Source organism: Streptomyces sp. NBC_01142 (assembly GCF_026341125.1).
In the GTDB taxonomy this organism is placed as follows: domain Bacteria; phylum Actinomycetota; class Actinomycetes; order Streptomycetales; family Streptomycetaceae; genus Streptomyces.
Genome location: NZ_JAPEOR010000003.1, coordinates 279,746 through 305,222 on the forward strand (window position 1 = coordinate 279,746; position 25,477 = coordinate 305,222).

28 protein-coding genes are annotated in these 25,477 nt (G+C 71.2%); 11 read left to right on the top strand and 17 right to left on the bottom strand.

The annotated features are described in order from the left end of the window. Positions 1–19 precede the first annotated feature (19 nt). Together OG883_RS35375 and OG883_RS35380 are read right to left on the bottom strand one after the other, a co-directional pair. A complete protein-coding gene (locus OG883_RS35375) occupies positions 20–715 on the bottom strand; it encodes an HAD family phosphatase (RefSeq protein ID WP_266550436.1) in 696 nt (231 codons plus the stop codon). Positions 716–802: 87 nt separating this feature from the next. Beyond that, positions 803–1,288, bottom strand: coding sequence for an Lrp/AsnC family transcriptional regulator (locus tag OG883_RS35380; protein WP_266550439.1), 486 nt, complete (start codon positions 1,286–1,288; stop codon positions 803–805). Positions 1,289–1,531: 243 nt separating this feature from the next. On the opposite strand from OG883_RS35380, the gene OG883_RS35385 reads away from it, so the two are divergent. The 3 genes from OG883_RS35385 to OG883_RS35395 all read left to right on the top strand — a co-directional run bounded on the left by OG883_RS35385 (position 1,532) and on the right by OG883_RS35395 (position 5,552). Next, positions 1,532–3,034: an FUSC family protein gene (locus tag OG883_RS35385; protein ID WP_266553099.1), complete on the top strand. Its 1,503-nt coding sequence runs from the start codon at positions 1,532–1,534 to the stop codon at positions 3,032–3,034. 136 nt (positions 3,035–3,170) lie between these two features. Beyond that, on the top strand, positions 3,171–4,427 hold the full coding sequence (locus OG883_RS35390; RefSeq protein ID WP_266550442.1) for a nitric oxide synthase oxygenase: 1,257 nt from the start codon (positions 3,171–3,173) through the stop codon (positions 4,425–4,427). A gap of 75 nt (positions 4,428–4,502) precedes the next feature. Next, a complete protein-coding gene (locus OG883_RS35395; RefSeq protein WP_266550445.1) occupies positions 4,503–5,552 on the top strand; it encodes a lactonase family protein in 1,050 nt (349 codons plus the stop codon). A gap of 126 nt (positions 5,553–5,678) precedes the next feature. Here OG883_RS35395 and OG883_RS35400 read toward each other — a convergent pair whose 3' ends face one another. The 4 genes from OG883_RS35400 to OG883_RS35415 all read right to left on the bottom strand — a co-directional run bounded on the left by OG883_RS35400 (position 5,679) and on the right by OG883_RS35415 (position 9,511). Next, positions 5,679–6,599, bottom strand: coding sequence for a sirohydrochlorin chelatase (locus tag OG883_RS35400; protein ID WP_266550448.1), 921 nt, complete (start codon positions 6,597–6,599; stop codon positions 5,679–5,681). Positions 6,600–6,694: 95 nt separating this feature from the next. Then, entirely contained in the window at positions 6,695–7,714 is a 1,020-nt protein-coding gene (locus OG883_RS35405) for an N-acetylglucosamine kinase (RefSeq protein ID WP_266550450.1), read from the bottom strand. After that, positions 7,711–8,388 (bottom strand): uracil-DNA glycosylase, encoded by a 678-nt coding sequence (locus tag OG883_RS35410; RefSeq protein WP_266550453.1) that lies wholly within the window; start codon positions 8,386–8,388, stop codon positions 7,711–7,713. The genes OG883_RS35405 and OG883_RS35410 overlap by 4 nt, the downstream gene beginning before the upstream one ends. Positions 8,389–8,425: 37 nt before the next feature. Further along, the gene (locus tag OG883_RS35415) at positions 8,426–9,511 is read right to left on the bottom strand and encodes a sialidase family protein (protein ID WP_266550455.1); all 1,086 of its coding nucleotides are present in this window, start codon (positions 9,509–9,511) and stop codon (positions 8,426–8,428) included. 190 nt (positions 9,512–9,701) lie between these two features. On the opposite strand from OG883_RS35415, the gene OG883_RS35420 reads away from it, so the two are divergent. After that, positions 9,702–10,004 carry a hypothetical protein gene (locus tag OG883_RS35420; protein WP_266550458.1) on the top strand — a complete coding sequence of 101 codons (303 nt, stop codon included), beginning with the start codon at positions 9,702–9,704 and terminating at the stop codon, positions 10,002–10,004. Here the strand turns inward: OG883_RS35420 and OG883_RS35425 are convergent. Then, the gene (locus tag OG883_RS35425; RefSeq protein ID WP_266550460.1) at positions 10,001–11,443 is read right to left on the bottom strand and encodes an FAD-dependent oxidoreductase; all 1,443 of its coding nucleotides are present in this window, start codon (positions 11,441–11,443) and stop codon (positions 10,001–10,003) included. The genes OG883_RS35420 and OG883_RS35425 overlap by 4 nt on opposite strands. Before the next feature lie 249 nt (positions 11,444–11,692). Here OG883_RS35425 and OG883_RS35430 point away from each other — a divergent pair, with 249 nt between their 5' ends. Beyond that, positions 11,693–12,205 (top strand): DUF6214 family protein, encoded by a 513-nt coding sequence (locus tag OG883_RS35430; protein WP_266553102.1) that lies wholly within the window; start codon positions 11,693–11,695, stop codon positions 12,203–12,205. 150 nt (positions 12,206–12,355) lie between these two features. Here the strand turns inward: OG883_RS35430 and OG883_RS35435 are convergent, their stop codons facing one another. Next, positions 12,356–13,030, bottom strand: a complete 675-nt coding sequence (locus tag OG883_RS35435) for a DUF305 domain-containing protein (protein ID WP_266550462.1) — start codon at positions 13,028–13,030, stop codon at positions 12,356–12,358. A 179-nt stretch (positions 13,031–13,209) separates the two neighbouring features. On the opposite strand from OG883_RS35435, the gene OG883_RS35440 reads away from it, so the two are divergent. Beyond that, positions 13,210–14,721, top strand: a complete 1,512-nt coding sequence (locus OG883_RS35440; protein ID WP_266550464.1) for an LVIVD repeat-containing protein — start codon at positions 13,210–13,212, stop codon at positions 14,719–14,721. On the opposite strand, the gene OG883_RS35445 is transcribed toward OG883_RS35440, so the two are convergent. From OG883_RS35445 to OG883_RS35475, 7 genes are all read right to left on the bottom strand, one after another. Beyond that, on the bottom strand, positions 14,697–15,350 hold the full coding sequence (locus OG883_RS35445) for a TetR/AcrR family transcriptional regulator (RefSeq protein ID WP_266550467.1): 654 nt from the start codon (positions 15,348–15,350) through the stop codon (positions 14,697–14,699). The two genes, OG883_RS35440 and OG883_RS35445, sit on opposite strands and share 25 nt — an antisense overlap. A 166-nt stretch (positions 15,351–15,516) precedes the next feature. Continuing rightward, complete coding sequence (locus OG883_RS35450) at positions 15,517–16,212, bottom strand: HAD family hydrolase (protein ID WP_266550469.1); 696 nt, start codon at positions 16,210–16,212, stop codon at positions 15,517–15,519. 19 nt (positions 16,213–16,231) lie between these two features. Then, positions 16,232–16,918, bottom strand: a complete 687-nt coding sequence (locus OG883_RS35455; protein WP_266550472.1) for a phosphatase PAP2 family protein — start codon at positions 16,916–16,918, stop codon at positions 16,232–16,234. Positions 16,919–16,951: 33 nt separating this feature from the next. Continuing rightward, entirely contained in the window at positions 16,952–17,887 is a 936-nt protein-coding gene (locus OG883_RS35460) for a M56 family metallopeptidase (protein ID WP_266550475.1), read from the bottom strand. A gap of 96 nt (positions 17,888–17,983) precedes the next feature. Then, positions 17,984–18,538 (bottom strand): DUF5134 domain-containing protein, encoded by a 555-nt coding sequence (locus OG883_RS35465; protein ID WP_266550477.1) that lies wholly within the window; start codon positions 18,536–18,538, stop codon positions 17,984–17,986. A 290-nt stretch (positions 18,539–18,828) separates the two neighbouring features. Then, positions 18,829–19,059, bottom strand: a complete 231-nt coding sequence (locus OG883_RS35470; protein ID WP_266550479.1) for a hypothetical protein — start codon at positions 19,057–19,059, stop codon at positions 18,829–18,831. A 118-nt stretch (positions 19,060–19,177) separates the two neighbouring features. Next, the gene (locus OG883_RS35475; RefSeq protein ID WP_266550481.1) at positions 19,178–19,564 is read right to left on the bottom strand and encodes a VOC family protein; all 387 of its coding nucleotides are present in this window, start codon (positions 19,562–19,564) and stop codon (positions 19,178–19,180) included. Positions 19,565–19,647: 83 nt separating this feature from the next. On the opposite strand from OG883_RS35475, the gene OG883_RS35480 reads away from it, so the two are divergent. Continuing rightward, the gene (locus OG883_RS35480; protein WP_266550483.1) at positions 19,648–20,205 is read left to right on the top strand and encodes a GNAT family N-acetyltransferase; all 558 of its coding nucleotides are present in this window, start codon (positions 19,648–19,650) and stop codon (positions 20,203–20,205) included. Between the two features lie 18 nt (positions 20,206–20,223). Here the strand turns inward: OG883_RS35480 and OG883_RS35485 are convergent, their stop codons facing one another. Together OG883_RS35485 and OG883_RS35490 are read right to left on the bottom strand one after the other, a co-directional pair. After that, on the bottom strand, positions 20,224–20,907 hold the full coding sequence (locus tag OG883_RS35485; protein ID WP_266550485.1) for a glycerophosphodiester phosphodiesterase family protein: 684 nt from the start codon (positions 20,905–20,907) through the stop codon (positions 20,224–20,226). Positions 20,908–20,977: 70 nt separating this feature from the next. Further along, complete coding sequence (locus OG883_RS35490) at positions 20,978–21,103, bottom strand: hypothetical protein (protein ID WP_266550488.1); 126 nt, start codon at positions 21,101–21,103, stop codon at positions 20,978–20,980. 429 nt (positions 21,104–21,532) lie between these two features. Here OG883_RS35490 and OG883_RS35495 point away from each other — a divergent pair, with 429 nt between their 5' ends. The 4 genes from OG883_RS35495 (at position 21,533) to OG883_RS35510 (ending at position 25,454) form a co-directional block, all read left to right on the top strand. Next, the gene (locus OG883_RS35495) at positions 21,533–22,930 is read left to right on the top strand and encodes a DUF6421 family protein (protein WP_266550491.1); all 1,398 of its coding nucleotides are present in this window, start codon (positions 21,533–21,535) and stop codon (positions 22,928–22,930) included. A gap of 26 nt (positions 22,931–22,956) precedes the next feature. Continuing rightward, entirely contained in the window at positions 22,957–23,712 is a 756-nt protein-coding gene (locus tag OG883_RS35500; RefSeq protein WP_266553104.1) for an SDR family NAD(P)-dependent oxidoreductase, read from the top strand. Then, positions 23,691–24,779, top strand: coding sequence for a low specificity L-threonine aldolase (locus OG883_RS35505; protein ID WP_266550494.1), 1,089 nt, complete (start codon positions 23,691–23,693; stop codon positions 24,777–24,779). The genes OG883_RS35500 and OG883_RS35505 overlap by 22 nt, the downstream gene beginning before the upstream one ends. A gap of 75 nt (positions 24,780–24,854) precedes the next feature. Beyond that, on the top strand, positions 24,855–25,454 hold the full coding sequence (locus OG883_RS35510; protein ID WP_266550497.1) for a transglutaminase family protein: 600 nt from the start codon (positions 24,855–24,857) through the stop codon (positions 25,452–25,454). Positions 25,455–25,477: the final 23 nt, after the last annotated feature.

Consider the following 25,477-nt stretch of genomic DNA (forward strand, 5'->3'; position numbering starts at 1 on the left):
TTCGCGTCGGGTCGGCCGATCAGGCGGCCGGAGCCGGCACGGCCAGCCAGTCGTACGCCGCCTGGGCCGTGAACTCGCCCTGGCCGCCCGGGAAGAGCAGCCCCGCCGCGCGGAACGCCGGGTCGTCGGCCGTCGCGGGGACGTAGGGGACGGCGATGCAGCGCATGCCGGCCGCATGCGCCGCCGCAGCCCCCGGCACGGCGTCCTCGAGCACCACACAGTCGGCGGGCGCGACTCCCAGCCGACGGGCGGTCTCCAGGAAGATGTCGGGCTCCGGCTTGCCGTGCGCGACCTCCTCGGCGGAGACGACCGTGGGGATGAACGCGTGAAGACCGGTGCCGGCGAGGACCGCTTCGATGGCGGCGCGGGACGAGCCCGACGCCACCGCCATCGGCACCCCCTCCGTGTGCAGCCGCTCCACGAACTTCCGCATCTCGGGGAAGACCTGTGTCGAGGTGCGCGCCAGCTCCAGATAGGTGCGGTTCTTCGCCGCCAGCAACTCCTCCACCGGCGCCTCGATCCCGTACTCCCCACGCAGGGTTTCCAGCGTCTCCCGCGTGCTGATGCCGATGAACCGGGCGTGCTGATCCCAGCCGAAGTCGGCCACGCCGTGCTCGGCCAGGAGCCGGCGGCCCGCCTCGTAGTAGTTCGGCTCGCTGTCCACGAGTGTGCCGTCGAGATCGAAGATGACCGAAGTCGTTCGCCCAATGCCCATGTGCACCAGCATGCCAAGACGGGGCTCGCGCACCGCGACACCGGGTTCGAGCCTGCCAGGACCGGTCGCACCAGCGCCGGGACGGGCTCAGCGTGACGTATCTGCCGCCGCCCGTCCCACCGACTCGACCAGGGGCAGCAGCCGGTGCGGCACCCGTTCGCGCAACGCCATCTCCGTACGCGTACGCACCACACCGGGCATCTGGATGAGCCGCTGGATGACATCTTCGAGATGGCCGTTGTCCCGCGCGGCGACCCGCGTCAGCAGATCCCCGCCGCCGGTGATGGAGAACGCCTCGATGATCTCGGGCACGGCCGCGAGCGCGTCGCCGACCTCGTCCAGATGCCCCTGCGTGACCTCGATATGGACGAAGGCGAGGACCGGGTGCCCGAGGGCGGCGGGGGAGAGGTACGGACCCGTGCCGGTGATCACCCCGTCCCTCTCCAGCCGTTCGATCCTGGCCTGCAGGGTGCCGCGGGCGATGCCGAGAATCCGTGCGTACTCGCGCACGCTGGTGCGCGGCTGCTCGATCAGCAGCCGCAGGATGCGGGTGTCGAGTGCGTCCACCGCCATGGTCCGTTGGCCTCCCTCTGGCCCTCGTATGTCGCCCTGAACTGTGCCAATGGCTCAGTCTACTCCGCTCGAGTTGAGCCACTGTCCGTGCGGATGCTTTCCTCTGGGGAGAGATGGCGCTGCGCAGCGCCGGACGGCGACGGAGCCGCACCGGACCCGCAGCGCCTTTCCCATGTCCGAAAAGCGATCGAACAGCAAGGGGGCGGGGCGACCGTCGTGCAGAGGGTGACCGGCGTGAAGAAGATGTTCGTGGCTCCCGATCCGGGGTTGGTGCGACTGCGCGTCTCGTCGCGCGCCGTGCTCGGCGTCGGCCTCGCCGTCGCCACGGCCGAGATGTCCGGGCTCTCCCTCGTCGCCTCGATCACCGGTGGCCTCGCCGCACTCCTCGCGCTCTTCACCGTCGGGGATGCGACCGTGCGCCGCCAGGCCGTCACCACCGGCCTGCTGCCGCTCGTCGGCTTCCCTGTCCTCTCGCTCGCGACCGTCCTGCACGGACAGCCCCTGCTGCGCGCCGCCGCCTGGCTCGCCGTGGTCTTCTGCGGCGTCTACGCCAGACGCTGGGGCCCGCGCGGACACGCGTTGGGGATCTTCGCGTTCATGATGTTCTTCGTCACCCAGTTCCTGCACGCCCTCCCGGCCCAGCTGCCGGAGCTGTACGGAGCGGTGGCCCTGGCCCTGACCTCCACGTCGGTCGTCCGGTTCGGCCTGTGGTGCATCGAACGGCGTACGCCCGCGCCCGCAGCGCCCGCCCCGCTCCCCGGCCGCGGCCTCGCCCGCCCCACCACCCGCCAGGCCTTCCAGGCGACCGTGGCCTGCGGCGTGGCCCTCGCCGCCGGGCAGCTGCTCTCCCCGGACCGCTGGTACTGGGCCGTCGGCACCGCCTGGTGGATCTTCGTCAACACCGCCTCGCGCGGCGAGACGCTGGTACGGGGCTTCCGCCGGGTCGTCGGCACGGTCACCGGCATCGCCGCGGGGCTGCTGATCGCGATCCCGATCGCCGGGGCACCCGCACCCACCGCCGCACTGGTCGCCGTCTGCGTCTTCGGGATCTTCTACACGGCCGCGCCCTCGTACAGCTGGATGATGTTCTTCGTCACCGTCATGGCCGGTCTGCTGTACGGGCTCCTCGGCGTCCTGCACCCGGGGCTGCTGCTGCTCCGTTTCGAGGAGACCGCGGTCGGCGCGCTCGGCGCGGCGCTCGGCGTCGCGCTGATCCTGCCGGTCACCACCCATGCCGCCACCGACGCCTGGATCCGGCGCGCCGTGCAGTGCGTCCACGGCTGCACCACCGCCGCAGCGCGCCGGCTGGCCGGGGACGAGGCGGCCGACCCGGCGCCGCTCGCGGCCGAGCTGGAGCTGCTGCTCGGCCGCGTACGGCTCTCCCTCGCCCCGCTCGTCCACCCGCTCAGCCCGCTGCGGGCCCGCAAGGCGCGCGCCCGCCAGGTGATCGTGCTGCTCGACGACTGTGCGCGCGAGGTGCGCGGGCTCGCCGCCGTCGCCGCCGACCCGCACGCTTCCCACGACGCGAGGCTGGCCGCCGCCTGCGCGCGCGTCGAGGCCGCCGTGCACGCGCTGGTGCCGCCCGCCGCCCGGCAGACGAAGGCCGTCGTCGACTCCGTGGCGGCGCCGCAGCACCACCCGGGGGCCGAGGCTGCCCTCACGCACCTTCAGGCGCTGGAGCGCGCGCTCGCGGGCCTTGACGCGCCTCTGCGCACCTCACCGCGCGCCCCCCTTGTGCCGGCCTGATCCGCCCTGACCTGCGGCATAGACAAGAAGGCCTTGAATGAGGCAATTTCACCCGGCACACACAGGGTGGATCAGCCTGTTCAAGGGGTAACCACTGCGGCATCCACGTCCTGTCAGGACCCCGGGGGTGCGCACCATGCGGAAGTCACTGCTCAGATCCCTGCGCCGGACCGGCCCACGGGTGGAACAACGCGACTGGGGAGACCCTCCGGATCCGGCCGCCCGCTGCCCGGTGAGCCACTCCCCTGCCGAGGTCCGTCCTGTCGCCGGTCCGCCGGCCACTCCCGATGAGCTGCGCGAGGAGGCCGAGGACTTTCTGCGGCTGTACCACCAGGAGGAGGCGGAGGCCGGCGATCCAGCCGTCCGTATCGCCGCCGTGCGCGCCGAGATCGAGGCGACCGGCACCTACCGCCACACCCCGGCCGAACTCGCCTTCGGCGCACGCGTCGCGTGGCGCAACAGCAACCGCTGCATCGGCCGCCTCTACTGGCGCTCCCTGCGCATACGCGACCGCAGGCACATCGACGACGCCGACGCCGTGGCCCGCGAGGCGGCGGACCATCTCCGGGAGGCCACCAACGGCGGCAACATCCGCCCGCTGATCACCGTCTTCGCCCCGGACGCCCCCGACCGCCCCGGACCGCGGATCTGGAACGAACAGCTCGTTCGGTACGCGGGGTACGCCACCGGTCAGCGGCCCACCGTCGGTGACCCGCGCAACGCCGGGCTCACCGAGCTCGCGCTGCGCCTGGGCTGGCCGGGCGGGCCGGGCACGCCCTTCGACCTGCTGCCCCTGGTGATCGAGGACGGGGACGGCAAACCACGCTGGTTCGAGCTGCCGCGCGACGCCGTCCTCGAAGTGGCGCTGCACCACCCGGAGGAGAGCTGGTACGCGGAACTCGGCCTGCGCTGGCACGCCGTACCCGCGATCGCCAACATGTGCCTGGAGATCGGCGGCATCTGCTACCCCGCCGCACCCTTCAACGGCTGGTACATGGGCACCGAGATCGGCGCCCGCAATCTCGCCGACACCGACCGCTACGACCTTCTGCCGCGCATCGCCGCGCAGCTGGGGCTCGACACGACGAACGACCGCTCGCTCTGGAAGGACCGGGCGCTCGTCGAGCTGAACCGCGCCGTACTGCACTCCTTCGACCTCGCGGGCGTCACCGTGACCGACCACCACACCGAGTCGCGCCGCTTCCTCACCCACCTGGACCGCGAGCAGAGCCGGGGCCGCGGGGTGGGTGCCGACTGGTCCTGGATCGTGCCGCCGATCTCGGGCTCCGCGACGCCCGTCTTCCACCGGACGTACGACTCGACCCAGTGGCGTCCCGCCTATGTCCACCACCCGGAGGCGACGGCGCGCGCCCGCGGCGACGGGGGCGAGTAGGCGGAGTGGTCTAGACCGGGGCTGCTACCGTCGGCCGCGCAGCATGCGATTCAGTGGACGGAGAGGGGAGACGCTGTGCGCGCCAAGAGCGCCGGACGGGCATTCATCGGGTCGTTCACGTCGGCGGGAGGCCGCGGGATCACCGCGGCCGCTGTGGACGGGGAGACCGGCGCCCTGACGGAGACAGGGGCGAGCGACGCCGTCGTGGACCCGTCGTACCTCGCCCTCGCGAGCGCTTCCGGCGGCGCGGTCCTCTACGCCGTCTCCGAGACCGCCGAGGGCGCGGTCGCGGCCCTCGACATCGGCGGGGCCTCGCCGCGCCTGATCGGCTCACCGGTACCGGTGTGCGGCGCGGGACCCACCCATCTCGCGCTCGTCCCGGGCCATCTGCTGACCGCGAACTACGGCTCGGGCACCGTCAGCGTGCTCCCCCTCGGGGCGGACGGCCTCCCGGCCGGCCCCAGCGGCCTCCTTCAGCACGAGGGGGCCGGGCCCGACCCGGACCGCCAGCGCGGCCCGCACCCCCATCAGGTGCTCCCCGACCCGACCGGGCGCTGGGTGCTCAGTGTCGACCTCGGAACCGACTCCGTACGGATCTGCGCACTGGACGCGGAGGCGGGCGAGCCGGCGCTGCACGGTGAGACCGCGCTGCGCCCCGGGACAGGACCGCGTCATCTCGTCTTCCACCCCGCAGGCAGCCACGCCTATGTGCTGAACGAGCTCGAGCCGACCCTCACCTTCTGCCGCTGGGACGCGGTCGCGGGCGTCCTCGAACCGGCCGGGGAGACGGCCGTGCTGCCGGACGGTGTGCCCGGCCCTGTCTACCCCTCCGAGGTGGTCGTCTCGCACGACGGCCGCCATCTCTGGGCCGCCAACCGCGGCCACGACAGCATCGCCGTTCTCGCGCTCGACGAGACGCGCGAGAAGGCGGAGCTGGTCACGACGGTGCCCTGCGGCGGGCAGTGGCCGCGCGACCTCGCCCTGGACCCGACGGGCCGGAGGCTGTACGCCGCCAATGAGCGGTCCGGCGACGTCACCTGGTTCGACATCGACCCCCGGACCGGCGTCCCCCGCAGGGCGGGCTCCCTGGCCGTCCCCGCGGCCTCCTGCGTGATCTTCGCCTGACCACTGCCGCAACGCGGAAGGGCCCGCACCGTCCGCCCGGTGCGGGCCCTTCCGTGTGTGTACGTGGGCGCCTGCGTACGCGCGCCTGTGTACGCGTGTGCCGGTGTCCGTCCGTACGGAGGTCCGTCAGCGCGCGGGGGCGCCCTGCGGCTGCGGAGATATGCCCAGCACGGACGCGTACTGCGCCAGTACCAGCTTGCCGATCGCCGGGTAGGCGCCGAGCGCGTCGGCGGCGGCACAGCCCGCCTCCTTCGCGGCCGAGTCGAGCAGGCCCTCGGGCAGCTCCGGGCCGACCAGGTACGGGGCCAGGGCAAGCTGCACCGAGCCGGAACCGCGCAGCTGGTCGGCGATCGCGCCGATCGCGCCCTCCTGGTCGAGCGCGGCGGCCATCACCGGCACGGCGAGACGCGCGGCCAGCAGCATGCCGGTGATCCCGGCGGCCTGGACGGCTTCGTCGCCGCCGACCGTGGCCAGGATGATGCCGTCGGCCGCCGTGGCGACGGTGAACAGCCGGGCGCGGTCGGCACGCGCCAGGCCGGCCTCCGAGAGCCTCACGTGCAGGGCCTCGGCGAGCAGCGGATGCGGGCCGAGCACGTCGGTCAGCTCGGCGCTCGCGCGGCTGTCCATGACGGCCTGGCGGATGCGCCGCTTCAGGGCGTTGTCCGGGCCCGCGAGGAGCGGTACCACAACGGCGGCGGGGCCCTCGGGCGCGGCCACTTCACGGCCGGCGGCCCTGGCGATCTCGTACCGCTCGGTGCGACGGGCAGCGGTGTGCGCCAGGACGCCTTCGAGCGTGGGGTACTCGGCGTTGTCGCCGTCGAGGTAACCGATGCCGACTTCCAGGCCGGGGAGCTCGGAACGAGCGATGCTTATGACCTCTTCGGCCAGGCTGCGCGTGGCGGGCGAGGGAGCGCCGGGCACGGCGAGCACGAGCGCGGGCGCGCCCTCAGGAGCCGCCACGGGTTCCGGGCGGCGGTGCCGCCCGGACTGGCGGGGTCGCGGCATTCGTACAGGCAGGCCGGATGCAGGCCCAGTGGGGGAGCTCATGGCGCCGCATGCTACTGGTTTTGGGGTCGTCGCTGCTCGGGGAGGGGGCACTCAAGTGCCATCTGTCCGCATTTATCCGATGCGTGACCTACGCCTCAACTACCCTGCTCTGTCGGCACGTGCAGCATCGTCGGATGGCGCGGCAGCCGCAGCGAATCGGTGGCGAGCGCGGAGGCGAGAAGCAGCGCCCCGGTGAGCGGATCGCCGGCCGCGGACACCGGCCGTGCGTGCGGCAGTTGTGCGGCCAGCTCCGCCCGCAGCGGTACGAGAAGAGGCTCGCCCATCTTGAACAGCCCGCCGGTGAGGGCGACTTCACATCCCTCGGGCGTCTCGCCGGCCGGCGGGCACGCGGCCGCGGCCGCCTCTGCGATATGCCGGGCGGCCCGGGCCAGGATGTCCGCGGCCACCGGGTCCCCGCCCACGTTGCCCGCGTCCCCGTCGTCGCCGTGCGCGCACCGGGCGACTTCCGGGGCGAAGGAGGCGAGCACCGCGGGCCGGTCGGCGCGCGGGTAGAGCAGACCCGGCACCTCCTGCGCCGGACCGAGCACCGACTCCATCCGGGCCAGCAGCGCGGCCGAACCGCCCCGCCGCCCGTCGTGGGCCCGCAGCGCGGCCTCGAGCCCGGCCCGGCCGATCCAGGCCCCGCTGCCGCAGTCGCCGAGCAGATGGCCCCAGCCGTCGGCCCGGCGCCAGGCGGACAGGTCCGTGCCCACCGCGATCATGCCGGTGCCTGCCGCGACCACGGCCCCGGGCCGCTGGCCGAGCGCCCCGGCGTACGCGGTGACCGCGTCCGCGGCGAGCACGAGGCGCCGTACGCCCAGCGCATCTGCCAGCGCCGCCGGGAGCTCGGCGCGCAGCCGCCCGCCGAGCGACGCCATTCCGGCGGCGCCGATCGCGACCGCGGACACGGTGCCGCCCCCGGCCTGCTCCAGCAGCGTGTGCGCCATCGGCAGCAACTGGTCCAGCAGATGTCCCGCGTCGATGCCTCCGGTGCCGGTACGCACGGGCTTGCCCGACACGGTGGTCCGGACGCGGCCCGGGACCCCGGCGTCCGCGAGCGCAACACGCAGCCCGGAACCCCCGGAGTCCACCCCGAGCACTCGGCTCACGGTCACGGAAGCTGCCAGTCGACCGGCTGCGCCCCCTGGCGCTCCAGCAGCTCATTGGTCCGGCTGAACGGCCGGGAGCCGAAGAAACCGCGGTCCGCGGACATGGGGGAAGGGTGCGAGGACTCGATCGCGGGAAGCTCGCCGAGCAGCGGACGCAGATTGCGGGCATCACGCCCCCACAGCACGGACACCAGGGGCTTGCCGCGCGCGGCAAGAGCCCGGATGGCCTGCTCGGTCACCTCCTCCCACCCCTTGCCGCGGTGCGCAGCCGGCTTGCGGGGCGCGGTGGTCAGCGCCCTGTTGAGCAGCAGCACCCCCTGCCGGGTCCACGGGGTGAGGTCCCCGTTGGCGGGACGGGGGTGCCCCAGGTCCGCGTGCATCTCCCGGAAGATGTTGTCCAGGCTGCCGGGCACCGGCCGTACCTCGGGTGCCACCGAGAAGCTCAGCCCCACGGCATGCCCGGGCGTGGGGTACGGATCCTGACCGACGATCAGGACGCGCACCTCCTCGAAGGGCTGCTGGAATGCCCGCAGCACATTCGCTCCGGCCGGCAGATAGGTGCGTCCCGCGGTGATCTCCGCGCGCAGGAAGTCGCCCATCGCGGCGATGCGTTCGGCCACGGGGGCGAGCGCATCCGCCCACCCCGGTTCGACGATTTCTTTCAACGGTCGTGCTGCCACGGGCGTCACTCTACTGGTGGCGCGAGCACCGCGGCCCTCAACCCATGGCTGCCGCCCGTACGCAGAGCACATCCGGCAGATGGGAGGCGAGCAGCTGCCAGCTGTCCCCATCGTCCGCGCTCGCGTACACCTCGCCGTTGCGATTGCCGAAGTACACACCCGCCGGGTCCGCGTCATCCGTGCGCAGCGCGTCCCGGAGCACCGTGCCGAAGTGATCTCCCTCGGGCAGCCCGGCCGAGAGCGGCTCCCAGCTCCCGCCGGCGTCACTCGTACGGTAGACGCGACAGCGCCGCCCGGCCGGTACGCGGTCCGCGTCCGCGGTGATCGGGAAGACATAGGCCGTATCGGCCCGGTGCGGGTGCGCGGCCACCGCGAAGCCGAAGTCCGAGGGCAGCCCATCGCCGATGTCGGTCCACCGGGCGCCCGCGTCGTCGCTGCGGTACACACCCCAGTGGTTCTGCAGATACAGCCGGTCCAGGTCCCCCGCGTCCTGCGCGATCTTGTGGACGCACTGCCCGAACTCGGGGTGCGGGTCGGGCAGGAAGACCGCGGAGACCCCCTGGTTGGACGGCGCCCAGCTTCCTCCGCCGTCCTTGGAGCGGAACACTCCGGCCGTCGACACCGCCACCGTCACGGCATCCGCGTCCCGGCGGTCGGTCACCACGGTGTGTACCGCCTCACCGCCGCCGCCGGGCACCCATTTCGAGCGGGTCGGATGCTCCCACAGAGGTCGTACGAGCTCGAAGGTCTCGCCGCGGTCCTCCGAGCGGAACAGCGCGGCCGGCTCCGTGCCCGCGTACACCACGTCCGGCGCGGCGGGACCGGCCGGATGCAGCTGCCAGACCCGCTCCAGGGAGGCTCCGGTGTCCTTGGGGAACTTCACCGCCGGTTTCTCCGGCTCGATCCAGGTCCTGCCGAGATCGTCGGAGTGGAACACCGAGGGTCCCCAGTGCGCGCTGTCCCCGCCGACCAGCAGCCGGGGCACGGACGCGCGCGTATCGATCCCGATGGAGTACACGGCCTGCGCATTGAAATGCGGTCCGTCGAACTCCCATGCTCCGCCGCTCCTGCGGCCGATGAAGAGCCCCTTGCGAGTGCCTACAGTCAGCAGAACATCGGTCATGGCCGATACCTCCAGGACGCCGTTGTCTCGGATAGGGGCCAGTCTGCACCTGCCCACTGACAGTGGCCTGTGGGGAGAGTCTTTGTGCAGGTCGGCCCGGGTGGGCGTGGTTCGTACGTACCCAGGGCAGACCGGTCACGGTTCCAGAACTCATCGGTCGGCGGAACATGCGATCTCGGACGGAGCCGTGGTGCTGGTCCGGGACGTGGGTCTCCCCGCAGAGCTCGCGTGCCGCGTGCCTGGCCCAGGACCGGTTGCGCAGCAGCTCGCGGCCGAGCGGCACGGCGTCCGCCTCGCCGTTCGCGAGGATTTTCCCGGACTGCTCGAGCTCGATGATCATCCCGACCGCGCCGAGCAGATCTACCGGGGCACCGCGAAGATGAACGAGCTGCGCCGCGACGATCTCGACGCACTCTTCCCCGGGCTACTGGACAGCGTCCTTGCCGCGGCGGCGCCGCAGGAGGACCGGCTCGGCCGCCCAGGGGGTGTCTAGCGCGTCAGCATGTCGCCGCCCGCGTCCCGGTCCCCTTCGCGATCCCCGTCCCGGTCTTCCGCCCGATTCCCGTCCCGCTCTCCGTTGGTGATCGCTGCTCCCAACAGTCCTGGCCAGTCAGGGATCTTGACGGACCGTCGGCCAAGCGTGCTGCCCAGAGCCGCCTCCGCCGCCTCGATCGCCAGCCAGCCCGGCCAGCTCACCGGCCGCAGCCCCAACTCCCGCATTTCGGCCAGCGGATCGCTTGCGACCGGTCGCAGTACGAGCGCCGCGGCGTCGTCGAGCAGCGAGGTCACCGTCTCCTTCGCGCACGGCCGGTTGGTGCCGATCACACCCGTCGGGCCACGCTTGATCCACCCCGCCACGTATTCGCCGGGTGAGGGCACGCCGTCCCGCAGTACCCGGCCGCCGGCATGCGGCACGGTCCCGTGCGCCGCGTCGAACGGCAGGCCGGCGAGTGGCACGCCCCGGTAGCCCACCGCTCGCAGCACCAGCTGCGCCTCGATCTCCTCGTACGTGCCCGTGCCGCGTACGCCTCCGTCACCGTCCGGCACGGTGCGCTCGAACCGTACGCCCGCCACCCGCGCGTCCCGCTCCAGCAGCTCCACCGGGCGCAGGAAGAACCGCAGATGGATACGTCGTTCCTTCCCCTGCGGCACCCGCCCGGCCCAGCCGCGTACCACCTCGAGATTGCGCCGGTTGACCGCGGGCAGGGCCGATGCCAGGGTGCCCGACGGGTCGGCGTACGCAGGCTCCAGTGCGAGGTCCCCGGGCTCGACCACCGCCTCCGCCGTGGGCAGGGAGCCCAGTTCGCGCAGCTCCTTGGTGGTGAACTTGGCCTGCGCGGGGCCGCGCCTGCCCACCATGTGCACGTCGCGGACCCGGCTCAGCGCGAGCGCGCCGAGCGCCGCCTGCGGCACATCGGTGGGGCGGAGCTCCTCCGCGCCGCGCGCCAGGATGCGGGCCACGTCGACGGCCACGTTGCCGACGCCGATCACCACGGCCGAACGGGCCCCCAGCACGAAGCTGTTGCCCGCGGCGTCGGGGTGGGCGCTGTACCAGGAGACGAAGTCGGTGGCCGAGTGGCTGCCCGGCAGCTCCTCGCCGGGAATGCCGAGCCTGCGGTCCTTGGCGGCTCCCACGCAGTACACGACGGCGTGATAGAGCCCCAGCAGCCTTTCGGGGCCGAGGCCGCGCGTGCCCACCTCCACATTGCCGATGAAGTCGATCCGCTCGTGCTCCAGCACGGTGCGCAGATTGTTCTGCAGGGACTTGATCTTTTCGTGGTCGGGCGCGACTCCGTAGCGTACGAGTCCGTACGGGCAGGGGAGCCGGTCCAGTACATGCACCCGTACATCCGGCACCAGCGTCTGCTGGGCGAGGGCCTGTGCGGCGTAGACCCCGCTGGGTCCCGATCCGACGACGGCGACGCGAAGCACAACTGCGCTCCTTCCCACAGGGGGGATTCCAGCATCGCACCAGTGTGCGGCGCTGGGGAGATGGTCTCCCATAGCCGTCGTGCATGGGGGGACCCCCATCGGGGTGCCTTGTGGCGTCGCGCCGTGCGTGCCGCCACAGAAAGTGATGATGTGCCTGGTTACGTGTTAAATGTGCAGGAGATTACGTTTCTTAACGCTAATGATCGGCATGAACTGAACGGGACTCTGCCCTTCCCGCCCGTGTGGGAACTGCAGGGCCGCGGCACGACCACCTCCGAGTCCAGTGGGTGCGAACTTCCTCCGCCCTGGTTCAACGTCCGGCTGACCTTTGCCGACGGCGCCCGGATCGACGTCCTCGCCGTCGTCGACGACGGACGGATCGCCATCGAGGACCTGCACGCGGAGCCGCCGCTTCCGCTGGAGGGCTTCGCGGTGCTGGCCGACCTGATCGAGGGCCCGCTCGAGGACGCCTGCCAGGTCGCCGTCGAGCGGCCCCCGCCCGCGGAACCGGTCCCCGCCGCGCCCTGCGACCCCGGTCAGGAGGAAGCGCGCTCCGGCCGCCACCGGGCCCGTGCCGCCGTGCCGCGCGGCAGTGCGGGCCGACGGATTGCGGCCGACGCGTACCGGGCGGCGCAGCAGGAAGGCAGTGACCCGGTGCTTGCGGTGATGTGCGCGACCGGGCGGAGCCGCCGCAGATCGCTCCGGCTGATCGCGAGCGCACGTGACGAGGGCTACCTCGCACCGCGCCACAACCGCCGCTAGGGGGTGCCTGGCCCGCGGCCCGCCGGAGCCGGCCGCGGCCGGTGTCTGCTCCAGCCGTCCGACGCCCGCCGGCACACTCCCCGTCCGGTCACCCGTCGCCGTCGCCATCACCCGGCGCCGTTCCCGTCCCACCGCCCGTCACCGGCACCGTCACATGGAGCGCATCCGGCCGATCTCGCTCGTCTGCTGGGCGATCACATCGTTCGCCATCTCCTCGACCAGGATGTTGTTCCCTTCCGAGAGGGCGTCGGTCGCCATGGTGATGGCTCCCTGATGGTGAGTGATCATCAGTTTCAGGAAGAGCTCGTCGAACGCCGCGCCCTTCGCACCGCGCAGTTGCGCGAGCTGAGCGTCCGTCGCCATCCCGGGCATCGCCCCGTGTCCGTGGTCGTGACCGTCCTTCCCCGACTCCTTCGCCTTCTCTCCGCCGTTGCTTTTCAGCCACCCTTCCATCGCGGCGATCTCCGGCTTCTGCGCGGCGGAAATTCGCTCTGAGAGCCGCTTGACCTGCGTGGATTCCGTACGGTCCGGCACCAGGGCGGTCATCGTCAGCGCCTGGCTGTGGTGGGTGATCATCATCTGCGCGTAGCTGAAGTCCGCCGCGTTGGGGCTGTCGTCCGGAACGGCCTTCGCGGCCTCCTCGGCGGAGAGAGTCCTGGCCGGCTCGCCCGGTTTCCCCGGCGCTACCACCGACGGGCCCGCATCCCCCTTGGCCTTGGCAGGAGCATCGGAGCCCGACTCGCAGGCGCCCAGGGCGAGTACGGCGGCAGCGACCGCTGCCGCGACGACGGACCTGTGGACACGCGTGGTTCTACGGCGGCTCAACACGGTGACCTCCTCTGGCACTTGGGGTGTTTGGGGATGTTCCTAGCACGCTTGTGCACGCCGTTGATCAAAAACTTTCATTACGTCTGTGTTGCCATCTGTTGAGATGTGCATGCTAGGGAAGATACTGCCGGGGTCCGTGAACCGTTCAACCGCGAACGGCTACAAGGGAGGACGCAGTGACCCTGTTGCACCCCACCCGAGTGCGGCGCAGACGTCTGGGCGTGGCGGCAGCCGCGGCCGGGCTCCTCGCCACCCTGCTGACGGCCGGACCCGCGGTCGCCACACCAGACCCCGGGGACGTACCTGCCAAGGAGAAGATCTCCAGCCGGCAGGAGGCCGACGCCAGGTCGGCCATCAAGAGCGGCGACATCCCCGGCGTGGACGAGATCGTCCACAGCGACAACATCAAGCACGTCGCCAACATCCCCAAGGATGCTCTCCAGGGCACCAACTCGGACCTGGCGTTCCAAGGGAAGTACGCCTTCGCGGGCAACTACGACGGCTTCCGGATCTTCGACATCAGCAACCCGAAGGCCCCCAGGACCGTCGCCCAGGTGCTGTGTCCCGGAGCGCAGAACGACATCTCCGTCTCCGGTGATCTGCTCTTCCTGTCCACCGATGCCTCGCGCAGCGACAACTCCTGCAACAGCGTCTCGCAGCCCGCGACGGAGAAGTCGTCCTGGGAGGGCATGAAGATCTTCGACATCAGCGACAAGCGCAACCCGAAGTACGTCGCCGCTGTCGAGACCGCGTGCGGCTCGCACACGCACACGATCGTCCCCGAGCGTCGCAACGTCTATGTGTACGTCTCCTCGTACTCGCCGAACGCGGCCTTCCCGGACTGCCAGCCGCCGCACGACGGAATCACCGTCATCAAGGTGCCGCGCAAGGCGCCCCAGAAGTCCGCGGTCGTGAACTTCCCGGTGCTCTTCCCGGGTGACGGCCCCGACGGCGGCGGCAACCCGGGCGGTCCCACCAACCCGGGCGTCTCCAAGACCACCGGCTGCCACGACATCACGGTGCTCCCCTCCAAGGACCTGGCCGCCGGCGCCTGCATGGGTGACGGCATCCTGTTCGACATCAGCAACCCGGAGCGGCCGGAGGTCATCGACCAGGTCCAGGACAACGTCAACTTCGCGTTCTGGCACTCGGCGACCTTCAACCAGAAGGCCAACAAGGTCGTCTTCACCGACGAGCTGGGCGGCGGAGGCGCCGCCACCTGCAACGCCGAGATCGGCCCGAAGCGCGGTGCCGACGGCATCTACGACATCGTCGGCAAGGGCGACAGGCGCAAGCTGGTCTTCCGCAGCTACTTCAAGATCGACCGGCACCAGGCGGACGCCGAGGTGTGCGTGGCCCACAACGGCTCGATCATCCCGGTGAAGGGCCGTGACCTCATGGTCCAGGCCTGGTACCAGGGCGGTATCTCGGTGTGGGACTTCACCGACTCCTCGAAGCCCAAGGAGATCGGGTACTTCGAGCGCGGCCCCGTCACCCTTGACCGGGTCACCACCGCGGGCTCCTGGTCGGCGTACTACTACAACGGCTATGTCTTCTCCAACGACATCGCCAAGGGGCTCGACGTCCTGAAGATCGAGGACAGGCGTACGGACCCGGCGAAGCGGGTGCGCATGCACGAGCTCAACGTGCAGACGCAGCCCGACTATTTCGACGACTTCGACGACTGACCGAAGGCGTCATGACGCGTTCCGCCGGGCGGCCCCTCGCCCGGCGGAACGCCGAGGTCCCAGTCCAGTCCGTACCGCTGGAACAACTCCGCACGCAGCCGCGCCAGCGGCATCGGCGCGCCGGGCAGCAGCAACGCGAAGACCGCGCCCATCAGCAGCGCGCGCAGCAGCGGATACTCCGTGTCGACATCCCGCGCGCCGTACCGCTCCACCGTGTCGCGCAGCAGGGAAGCGAGGTGCTGCTGTTCCGGGCACTGGACGAATCCCTCGGCCTGCAGGACTCCCGACATATGTGTGCGCATCAGTACGGGGCGGTCGACCGCGAGCCCGAGAATGGCGTCGATCGCCCGGGCCAGCCGCTCCCGGCCGTCCTCCGTGCGGGGCTCGCGCTCCAGCGCCGCCTCCAGCGCGCGGTGCATCATCCGGTGCACGGCCGACTGCAGCAGCTGCCTTTTTCCCGGGAAGTAGTACGACACCAGCCCGCGTGCCGCGCCCGCCCGGTCGGCGATGTCGGCCAGCGTCGTGGCCTCGTACCCGCGCTCGTCGACGAGATCCACGGTCGCCTGCAGAAGCCGCTCCCGGGAACGCCGACGAAGCTCTTCATTGACCGATGCGCTCCGCGGGGACATGCTGGACTCCTGCGTTGACTGGCTCTGAGCCAATATACTCAGCGCGTCCCGCTGTGCAGCCTTCAGGGCCTGGTCAGTGGGTGTGGTGCCCGAACCGGGCGACGCGGGGGATCGTCCGGTTCGGGCAATTTGTCATGCCTTCAGTGTCTCTCTGTCGCGCCGGTGCTCAGTCGGTCAGCCGGACAACCGGGCGCAGCCCCGCCGGACGTTCGTCCACCGGCAGATGATCCACGAAATGCACCGCACAGCCGAGATCCACGGCTCCGCCGTCCGCGCTCCGGTCGTCGCCCACCATCAGGACATCGCCCGGGTCCTGGCCCAGCTCCTGGCAGGCGGCCCGGAACAGACGCACATCAGGCTTCTGCACGCCGTGCTCGTACGACAGGACATACGCATCCACCAGGGCGTCCAGGCCGTGGGCGCGGAAGACCGGCCGCAGATCCCAGCCGATGTTGCTGACCACCGCCACGCCCACACCCCGCTCGCGCAGCGCGCGCAGCACCCCTTCGGCGTCCGGGTACGGGCGCCAGGCGGCCGGAGTCATGTGGCGCTCGTACAGCGCGTCGTACAGACCCTCGTCCGGCAGTGCCACCTGGCGGGCGAGACCGGTGTACGCGGCCCGGTGCCGCTCCCTGCTCTCGTCGCGGGTCGCCCACAGCTCGGTGAGGTGCGGCGGCAGCCGCAGCGGGGACGAGCCGCCGGGAAGTGCGCCGGCGGCATCCAACTCCATGGTGCAGCGGGAGAGTTCGGGCTCGGGGAGCGTGGTGCCCCGCGCGTCCAGGACGGCGCGCAGCCAGCCCTCGACCGATTCGATACGGAAGAGCGTTCCGGAGAAGTCGAAGAGCACACCCTTGATCGCCATGATGGTGATCCTTTCCGGGTCACCGCTTCCGCGACAAGACCACACGTTCGTAGGAGGCGATGGAGAGAGCGATGACACATGCGCCGAGCAGCCAGCCGCCCAGCACGTCCGAGGGCCAGTGCACGCCGAGGTACAGCCGTGTGAGGCCCACTCCGGCGACGGAGACGGCCGCGACAGCGACGCTCACGGCCCATGGGCGCCCGCTCATTCCGCACCGCCTGAACAGCCACAGCAGCAGGCCGCAGGTGACCATGGCCGTCATCGCATGGCCGGAGGGGAAGGCCGCGTAGTGGGCGGAGTCGACCGGGTCGGGCCACTGCGGACGCTCCCGGCCCACGGCCGCCTTCAGTCCCTGCTGGAGGAGAGCGGCCAGCGCACTCGTCACCGCGATCCACACGGCGAGCAGCCGCTCCCGCAGCAGCCACAGCCGGATGACGGCCGCGGCGATCAGCGCACGCATCGTCCACGGATCCCACACCCAGTCGCTGAACACCCGGTTCACCCGGGTGAGTGCCGGCTCGGCCACTGCCCAGCGGTGCAGTGGATCTGTCACCGCACGGTCGAAGGAGAGCAGGGGGGACCAGGAAGCGGCGACCAGGATCACCAGTGCCAGGGAGAGGGCGGCGAACAGCGCGCCCGTACAGGCCGGTGCGCCGGCCCGGGAGGGCGCCGGGGGTGTGGGGGGTGCCGGGCGTGGGGAGTGCATGGGGAGATCCTCGCCGTTGACCGGCCCCCGAGGCTAACCCAGTGCCCGCAGTCCCGGCACGAAGGCCACCACGAGCGGAACCACCGGTACCAGCGCGGCGGCCGCGGTCAGCCGCAGACGGTGCCCCGCGGTGAGCCGCGGCGCCGGTGTCAGCAGCCGGTTCACCCGCTGCGGCAGCTGGGCGTGCGGCGTGGGACAGGGGCCGAACACTCCGCGGTCCTCGTTGAGTTCGACCAGAGCCAGTGCGATGGTGAGCCGGCCGAAGCGCCGCGAGGCGACATCGTCGGCGGCCAGCTCGACCAGCCGGTGCATCTCGTCACGGAACGCCGCGAACACCGGCACCTGCGGAAAGCCGTTGGCGAGCGCGCCGGAACAGTGCCGCAGCCAGTCGTGCCGCGCCTGGGCGTGACCCTGCTCGTGCGCCAGTACGGCATCGAGCTGACGGCCCTTCAGTCGGCGCAACGCCGCGGTGGTGATGACCAGTTGGGGTGCGGCACCCGGCAGCCACCAGGCGTCGGGCCGCTCGCCCTCCAGCACGGCCAATGGCTCGCTGCCCGGCTCCTCGCCCGGCAGCAGAGGGGAGCGCACCAGGTGTTCCGTACGCCGCTTCCTGCGCCGCACACGGGCCCGGTGGATCTCCCGGGTGAGCATCGCCCCGGTCCACAGCCCTCCGCACGCCAGAAGGACCGCGAGGACGGCGGCCCAGGGTTCGTGCGCGCCGAGGGCGTACGCCTCGACCACGCCGTGCGGGGCGGGTGCGAAGACATGACCTCGTACCAGCTGCCAGGCCGCGGCCGCGCTGAACGTCATGGAGAGCCCGAAGCACAGCAGCACGCCGGCCACCACGCACTGCCAGACCCACAGCGCCACCACGGGCTCGCGCTCCGGCCAGTCCGGCCGCGACAGAAGTCGCGGGGCCAGGACGGAGGCCAGTGCGCCTAGCAGCAGCAGCGCGAGGGAGACCCACATAAGCGTCAGCCTATGAGCGCGGGGCTACTTGCGGGTATGACCTGACGTGCCAAGTGACGCAGGACACGGTTTCAACAGCGTGAGCCGAGGGGCGAGTCAGAGGGCGAGCAGCATCGTCAGCATGGCGATGCCCATGGAAAGCCTGCAGGCCAGGGCCAGCTCGGGGCGCCCGCCCCAGGAGAGCGTCGCCGTCGCCGCGCCGCCCGCGGGGGACGGCACGGGCATCAGCCGGAACCCCGAACGCAGCACGTACACGGTGTAGTACACCAGCAGCGCGCCGGTGAGCAGCGGCACCCCGGCGGCCGAATGCCCGGCGTGCTCCCCGCCGCCGGACCTCATCACCACCGCCATGTAGACCATGGTGAGGGAGCCGACGAGATGGTGCAGATGGTGGCCGCCTCGCAGGGCGGGCCGCAGGGTGCGCAGCGCGGCGGCGCCGAAGACCGCGGCGTACACCACCCAGCCCCACTCCGGCAGCGCGAGGACGGCGACGGGCACCGCCATCGCGGCCATTCCGAAGCCCATCAGAGCTTCACCTCCGGCCGCCCTGCGGGCCTCGCCGGAGCAACTGCGCATCCGCACCAGGCAGTACGCCACGGTCGCCCCGCACAGCGCCACGAGCAGCCAGCCGGCCATCGCCGGTCCGTGCACGGCGCACCTCCCCCCGTCGACGGTGTCGAGGAGTCGATGCCCGGCTCAGCGCGTCCTACGCGAGCGCACGGGTGTACGCGGGGAGCATGCGCCCGGAAATCGAGCGCGCCTCGACCGCCGGTCGAGGCTGCCGCCCGTGCCGGTACGGGATCCTCACCCGGCCGCGCGGCATTCTGCCCCCGTGCGGCTCAACCGCCGGAGAGACCGGACGGGCAGGACCGCCGGAGCGAGCCGGACGGGCAGGACCGGCGGAGCGAGCCGGACGGCCGGGAATCCGCCGGAGGGCGTCGCTACCGCTCGCCGAGGTCGACGAGCTCGACGGCGAAGGCACCGCTGAGCAGCTCAAGGGCGCGCTCCGGGCTCGGCGAGCTGCTGAGCCGGCGCTCGCCGAGCCCTTCGACCAGGGTGGTGAGGCGTTCCCGGGCGGCCTCCGGGGCCTCCGGGTTGATGTCCGGCCCGGCCCGCCCTGCGCCTCCCCGATCGCCTCGGCGACGTCGCTCGCCCAGGAGTATGTGGAGCACGATTCTCACCGAGCTGCGCTACGACTGCACCCGGCTGCCGGTGGAATCGGCGCCGCGCCCCGGCTGGAACCGCAGCGCACCGCGGCCGCCCGCAGGGAGCCGGAACAGCACCCGTCTGTCAGGGCCGGTACCGCAGCGGGTGGTCGGCGGGGACTTCGACCACCGCGATCCGGTGACCGTCCGGGTCGCTGATCCACATCTCGATCAGTCCCCACGGCTCGCGTCGCGGGGGCCGCAGCACCTCGGCCCCGCGCTCCGCCAGTTCCTCGTACGCCGCCTGTACGTCCGCGACCTGGATCCACAGCTCCAGGGTGGGGCCGGGCGGCGCCGCCGACCGGCCCGAGACCTCGAGATGGCCGCCGCCCAGGAAGTAGACCGTGCCCCGCTCCGGGCCGGTACCGAACTCCCGGTAGACAGGGAGGGCGAGCGTCTCGCCGTAGAACCGCCGTGACCGCTCGGGATCGGTCGGGCGCAGCAGGATCCGGCTGCTCAGCACGTGCACCATGCCCCGGACCCTACGGCGAAGAGGCCGAGTTAGTCTCGTGAGGCGCACGCGCACCGTGCACCGAAGAGAACGGAGAGCCACGCATGGACACCGCACCGCCCCGGGACTTTGCGCCACTCACCTACCGTGATGCCGTCGAGGCCGATGTGCCCGCGCTCGTCCCGCTGATCGAGTCCGCGTACCGAGGCGACACGAGCCGGACCGGCTGGACCACCGAGGCGGACATTCTCGACGGGCAGCGGACCGATCCGGAAAGCGTCCGCGCGGTCATCACCACTCCCGGCAGCCGTCTCCTGATCGCGGAGCGCGACGGCGAGGTGATCGCCTGCTGCCAGCTCGAGCACCGCGGCGACGCCGCCTACTTCGGCATGTTCGCGGTCCGTCCCGGACTGCAGGGCGCGGGCCTGGGCCGGCAGATCATCGCCGAGGCGGAGCGCAGCGCGCGCGAGCTCTGGGGCGTGCAGGAGATGCACATGACCGTGATCTCGGTCCGCGACGAGCTGATTGCCTGGTACGAGCGCCGCGGCTACCGCCGTACGGGAAAGCTGAGCCCCTTCCCGTACGGCGACGAGCGCTTCGGCATACCGCAGCGTGACGATCTTGCTTTCGAGCTGCTGGTGAAAGACCTGCCGCTCTCCTAGGCCAGGCCCCCGGACCGTTCAGGCCGTGAAGCGGCCGGTGCGCCGGATCTCGGGGAAGTCGGTGGTCGCGCCGTCGAGTTCGAGGGCGCGCACCAGCCGCAGATGGTCCTGGGTGTTCACCACCCAGCCGATCACGTGCAGGCGCTCGCCGTGTGCGTGCTCGACGGTCTCCAGGGTCAGCCTGCGGATGTTCAGCGCGAGCGAGGCGGCGCCCACCGCCTTCGCCCGGTCCACGATGTCGGCGCCCCACCGGCTGGCGATGAGCACCGTCCGTACGCCCGGCACCAGGGAGGAGATCTCGGCGATCGCGTCGTCGTGGAAGGACGACACCTCGACGCGGTGGACGAGATCGCGGCGGTGCATGACGTCGGCGAGCGCCCGTGCTGCCGCCACGTCCTTGATTTCCGCCTGCAGCGGGGACTGGACGGCGTCCAGGACCTCTTCGAAGACCGGCACCCGCTCGCCGTGGCCCGCGTCGAGTTCCCGCAGCTCGGCGAGGGTCTTGTCGGCGATCGGCCCCTTTCCGTCGGTCGTACGGTTCACGTCGGCGTCATGCATGACGACGAGCGCGCCGTCCTTGCTCAGATGCAGATCCAGTTCGATGGCGTCCATGCCGGCCTGCTCGGCGCGGACGAAGGAGCGCAGGGTGTTCTCCGGCTCGACGCCCATGACCCCGCGATGACCGATGGTGAGGAAAGTCAAGATTCTCTCGCTTCCGTCGACGGCGGCTCCCGCGCGGCGCAGCCTGGCACCCGCGCGGCAAGCACGCAGCCTAACGGCCCGCCTCGACGAGGGGACCGCTCGCGCGCGGGGGAGTGGAGGGGACCGCTCGGGCCTCCGCGATCCCCGGGACGAAACCGGTGACGAGTGCTGCGGCAAGGTCGGCACGGGTGCTCACGGGGTACGGCACCGGAGGAAGGAGGGAGGACGAAGCCGTCCGTACTGTCTCCCGGCAGGCCGTACGCCGGGAGCCGCGTCACTCGCGCGTGGGCGCGTCTTCCGTGGCTTGACGCGGGGGCACGGTCGGCTGTGCCGGGTCGGCCGACAACGACTCGGCCGGCGCCCGTTTGGAGAGCTTCCGACGCTTGCTCCGGCGCAGTGCCACCCGGCACCCGCCGGTCGGGACTCGGGACTCGGCGATCTTGTGGACAGCAGCCGCCACGCCTCGAGGCGATTGGCAGAAGCCGTCGCCTATGCCGCCGTCGACCGCAAAAACTTCGGCGATCAGGGGGGTCGCGCAGGATAATTTCTCATAACCCCACTTGTACGAGAGAACGACGCACAGATACGGTGTCTTGACGCGAGGTTCTCCCGTGAAGGAAGTGACATGACGGAAATTCTTGTGCAGGACGTTGCCGCAAGGGGCATATCCCCCTCCGGGCGGGTGATCGAGAACCCGGCCTGGCCGGCGCTCAAGAATGCCGTCGAGGAGATCCGGCCCTGGCAGTCCAAGGACGGCTCGATCGACTTCGACGCCGAGGGTGCCCCCACCCGCGTCGCCGTCGAGGCCGCCCTCGACCGTGTGATCGACGCCGTGGAGGAGCTCTCCCCGCTGCTTCCGCACGACGACGCGTACCACCGGGCGCTCGTCGCCGATCTGCACAAGTGGGCCGACAGCGCCTTCGGCGTCCCCGACTTCCTGGACGCGCTGCTCGCCTTCCAGCCCGCCGCCAACCGTGTGGACGGACTGCAGCACCTGGTCGTCTTCCCCATGTACACGCAGAACGGCAACCCGGACCGCAACCTCGAAGCGGTCGTGCTGCGCATGGTCTGGCCCGAGTGGCTCTCCGAGCTGGAGCGCACCCGCTACGACAACCCCCTCTTCTGCGGCATCGCTTTCGAGGACTTCACCGCCGGCTACGACACCCACTCCGCGGTGCTCTTCCCGGAGACCATCGCCGTGCGCGAGGCCCCCGAGCGCTTCACCTGGGGCGGCATCTTCTGCGACCGCGAGGGCGCCCGCTTCCGTCGCGTCACCGAGGAGGCCGTGCGCGTCCTCGGCCTCGAACTGCCCGACGACATCCGCGAGATGGTCGCCGACCAGGAGCGCTGCGAGAACGCGTTCGTGCTCTGGGACATGGTCCACGACCGCACCCACAGCCATGGCGACCTGCCCTTCGACCCCTTCATGATCAAGCAGCGCCAGCCGTTCTGGATGTACGGCCTGGAGGAGCTGCGCTGTGACCTCACCGCCTTCAAGGAGGCCGTGAAGCTGGAGTCCGAGGGCAACGCGCACGGCCGCGATGTGCAGTACGCCGTGCTCTTCGACCGGATGTTCCGCTTCCCGGTCAGCGGTGACCGCGTGCGCAACTACGACGGTCTCGGCGGTCAGCTGCTCTTCGCATACCTCCACAAGCACGATGTGCTGCGCTGGACCGACAACACGCTGAAGATCGACTGGGAGCGCGCTCCGAAGGTCACCAACGAGCTCTGCGCCGAGATCGAGAAGCTCTACCGCGACGGCATCGACCGCCCCAAGCTGGTCCACTGGTTCGCCGCGTACGACCTGGTCTCCACCTACCTCGCTCCGCACCCCGGCTCCCGCTGGGCCAAGGGCCCCGACGCCCTCGACCTGTCCCAGCCGCCCCGCAAGCTCGTCGACGATGTGCTTCCGGACGAGTTTCCGCTGAGCATGTTCTTTGAGGCGCTCTCCAAGAAGCTGAAGACCGTGATCGCCTCCACCAAGGGGATCACCGCGGCGAGCGCCGAGCAGGTGTCCGCGTGAGCTCTGGCACGGAGGAGGTAACGACCATGATCAAAAACGGCAACGGGGCGCTTGAGGGCGCCGTAGTGGCGGTGGCCGGAGCGGCGGGGCCGGCCGGCCGCTCCGCTCTGCTGCGCCTTGCCGAGGCCGGTGCGACCGTCGTCGCCTCGGACGCGGACCCGGTGCGCCTGGCCGAGGCGGTCGACGCCGCCCGGTACGCGCACGGTGGGGCGACCGTTACCGGAGACACCGTCGACCTCCTCGATCTGGCCGCCACCCGGGAGTGGGCGGACAAGACCGAGAAGGAGTTCGGCAGGGTCGACGGCCTGGTCCATCTCGTCGGCGGCTGGCGCGGCAGCGCCTCCTTCGCCGAGAGCGCCGTCGCGGACTGGAACCTGCTGGAGAAGCTGCTGATCCGTACCGTCCAGCACACCTCACTCGCCTTCCACGACCCGCTGCTGCGCAGTGACCGCGGCCGCTTTCTGCTGATCAGCGCGGCCGGGGCCAGCGCGCCCACCGCGGGCAATGCCGCGTACGCCGCCTCCAAGGCCGCGGCCGAGGCGTGGACGCTGGCGCTCGCCGACGCCTTCCGCAAGGCAGGGGGCGAGGAAGGGCCCAAGGCCGCGGCTGCCATCCTGGTCGTCAAGGCACTCGTGCACGACGCCATGCGCGCCGAGCGCCCGAACGCGAAGTTCGCGGGCTTCACGGACGTGTCGGAACTGGCCGAGGCCATCGCCGGAGTCTGGGACCGGCCCGCCCGGGATGTGAATGGACAGCGACTGTGGCTGACCCCCAAGCCGTGATACCGCCGAAGACCGACGCCCGTAGGCACCACGACCCGTCCGTACGGGGTTTCGCCAGCGACAACTACGCCGGCGTCCACCCCGAGGTGCTGGCGGCGCTCGCGCTGGCCAACGGCGGCCACCAGGTCGCGTACGGCGCGGACGAATACACCGACCACCTCCAGCGGATCATGCACAGCCACTTCGGCCCGACCGCGGAGGCCTTTCCGGTCTTCAACGGCACCGGCGCCAACGTGACGGCGCTCCAGGCGCTCACCGACCGCTGGGGCGCGGTGATCTGCGCCGAGACCGCCCACATCAACGTGGACGAGGGCGGCGCGCCGGAGCGGATGGGCGGGTTGAAGCTGCTGACCGTACCAACCCCGGACGGGAAGCTGACGCCCGAACTCATCGACCGGCAGGCGTTCGGCTGGGACGACGAGCACCGGGCGATGCCGCAGGTCGTTTCGATCACGCAGAACACCGAGCTGGGCACGGTCTACACCCCCGACGAGATCCGCGCCATCTGCGAACACGCCCATGAGCGGGGTATGAAGGTCCATCTCGACGGGGCCCGGATATCCAACGCCGCGGCGTCGCTCGATGTACCGATGCGTGCGTTCACCAACGCCGTGGGCGTGGACATGCTGTCGTTCGGCGGCACCAAGAACGGCATGATGTTCGGTGAGGCGCTGATCGTCCTCAACCCGGATGCCGTCAGCCATATGAAACACATGCGCAAGCTGTCGATGCAGCTCGCCTCCAAGATGCGTTTCGTGTCGGTGCAGTTGGAGGCTTTGCTGGCGCGTGATCTCTGGCTGCGCAACGCCCGGCATGCCAACGCCATGGCCCAGCGGCTGGCCGCGGGTGTGCGCGCGGTCGACGGTGTGGAGATCCTCTATCCCGTCCAGGCCAACGCCGTCTTCGCGCGCCTGCCGCACGACGTGAGCGAGCGTCTGCAGGAGCGTTTCCGCTTCTACTTCTGGGACGAGGCGGCGGGTGATGTCCGCTGGATGTGCTCCTTCGACACCACCGAGGACGATGTCGACGCCTTCCTGCAAGCGCTGAAGGAAGAGATGGCCAGATAGTCAACTCTGCATAAGTATATGGCCGACCGGAAAGCGATTGCTTTCCGGTCGGCCGCTTCTTTAGGGTCGGCAGGTATGGAGCTGATCCAGCAAGTACCCACTCTGTCCGCGTATCTCGCCGCCGACGAGGTCATCGACCATGAGCACCCGCTGGTGCGGGAGACGGCGGCCCGCCTCCGTGCCGACGGCGATGATGCATACACATACGCCAAGGCGGCCTACGAATTCGTCCGTGACGCCATCCCGCACTCCAGCGACGCGGGGGACATGCGTGTCACCTGGCGCGCCTCCGACGTGCTCGAGAAGGCCACCGGCATCTGCCACGCCAAGGCCCATGCCCTGACCGCGCTGCTGCGCGCGCGGCACATCCCCACCGCCCTGTGCTACCAGCGGCTGGCCGGTGACGACGGATCGGATCCCCTCGTCCACGGCCTCGTTGCGGTCGGACTGCCCGGCCGGGAAGGCTGGCACCGCCAGGATCCGCGGGGCAACATGCCGGGCGTCGACGCACAGTTCTCGCTCGACGGTGAGCGGCTCGCGTGGGTGGTGCGGCCTCAGCTCGGGGAGGTGGACTACCCCGGGCTCCACGCCCGGCCGCATCCGGCCGTCATCGGCGCGCTGCGCGAAGCCCCGGACCGTCCCTCCCTGTGGCGGACGCTGCCCACCGCACTGTGAACGTGCCGCTCACCGTGACGGCG

Bases quoted from the DNA above. Each gene is read 5' to 3' on its own strand.
- OG883_RS35375 (WP_266550436.1), bottom strand. From the start codon at position 715: ATGGGCATTGGGCGAACGACTTCGGTCATCTTCGATCTCGACGGCACA.
- OG883_RS35380 (WP_266550439.1), bottom strand. From the start codon at position 1,288: ATGGCGGTGGACGCACTCGACACCCGCATCCTGCGGCTGCTGATCGAG.
- OG883_RS35385 (WP_266553099.1), top strand. From the start codon at position 1,532: ATGTTCGTGGCTCCCGATCCGGGGTTGGTGCGACTGCGCGTCTCGTCG.
- OG883_RS35390 (WP_266550442.1), top strand. From the start codon at position 3,171: ATGCGGAAGTCACTGCTCAGATCCCTGCGCCGGACCGGCCCACGGGTG.
- OG883_RS35400 (WP_266550448.1), bottom strand. From the start codon at position 6,599: ATGAGCTCCCCCACTGGGCCTGCATCCGGCCTGCCTGTACGAATGCCG.
- OG883_RS35415 (WP_266550455.1), bottom strand. From the start codon at position 9,511: ATGACCGATGTTCTGCTGACTGTAGGCACTCGCAAGGGGCTCTTCATC.
- OG883_RS35445 (WP_266550467.1), bottom strand. From the start codon at position 15,350: ATGTCCCCGCGGAGCGCATCGGTCAATGAAGAGCTTCGTCGGCGTTCC.
- OG883_RS35450 (WP_266550469.1), bottom strand. From the start codon at position 16,212: ATGGCGATCAAGGGTGTGCTCTTCGACTTCTCCGGAACGCTCTTCCGT.
- OG883_RS35455 (WP_266550472.1), bottom strand. From the start codon at position 16,918: ATGCACTCCCCACGCCCGGCACCCCCCACACCCCCGGCGCCCTCCCGG.
- OG883_RS35460 (WP_266550475.1), bottom strand. From the start codon at position 17,887: ATGTGGGTCTCCCTCGCGCTGCTGCTGCTAGGCGCACTGGCCTCCGTC.
- OG883_RS35475 (WP_266550481.1), bottom strand. From the start codon at position 19,564: ATGGTGCACGTGCTGAGCAGCCGGATCCTGCTGCGCCCGACCGATCCC.
- OG883_RS35480 (WP_266550483.1), top strand. From the start codon at position 19,648: ATGGACACCGCACCGCCCCGGGACTTTGCGCCACTCACCTACCGTGAT.
- OG883_RS35495 (WP_266550491.1), top strand. From the start codon at position 21,533: ATGACGGAAATTCTTGTGCAGGACGTTGCCGCAAGGGGCATATCCCCC.
- OG883_RS35500 (WP_266553104.1), top strand. From the start codon at position 22,957: ATGATCAAAAACGGCAACGGGGCGCTTGAGGGCGCCGTAGTGGCGGTG.
- OG883_RS35510 (WP_266550497.1), top strand. From the start codon at position 24,855: ATGGAGCTGATCCAGCAAGTACCCACTCTGTCCGCGTATCTCGCCGCC.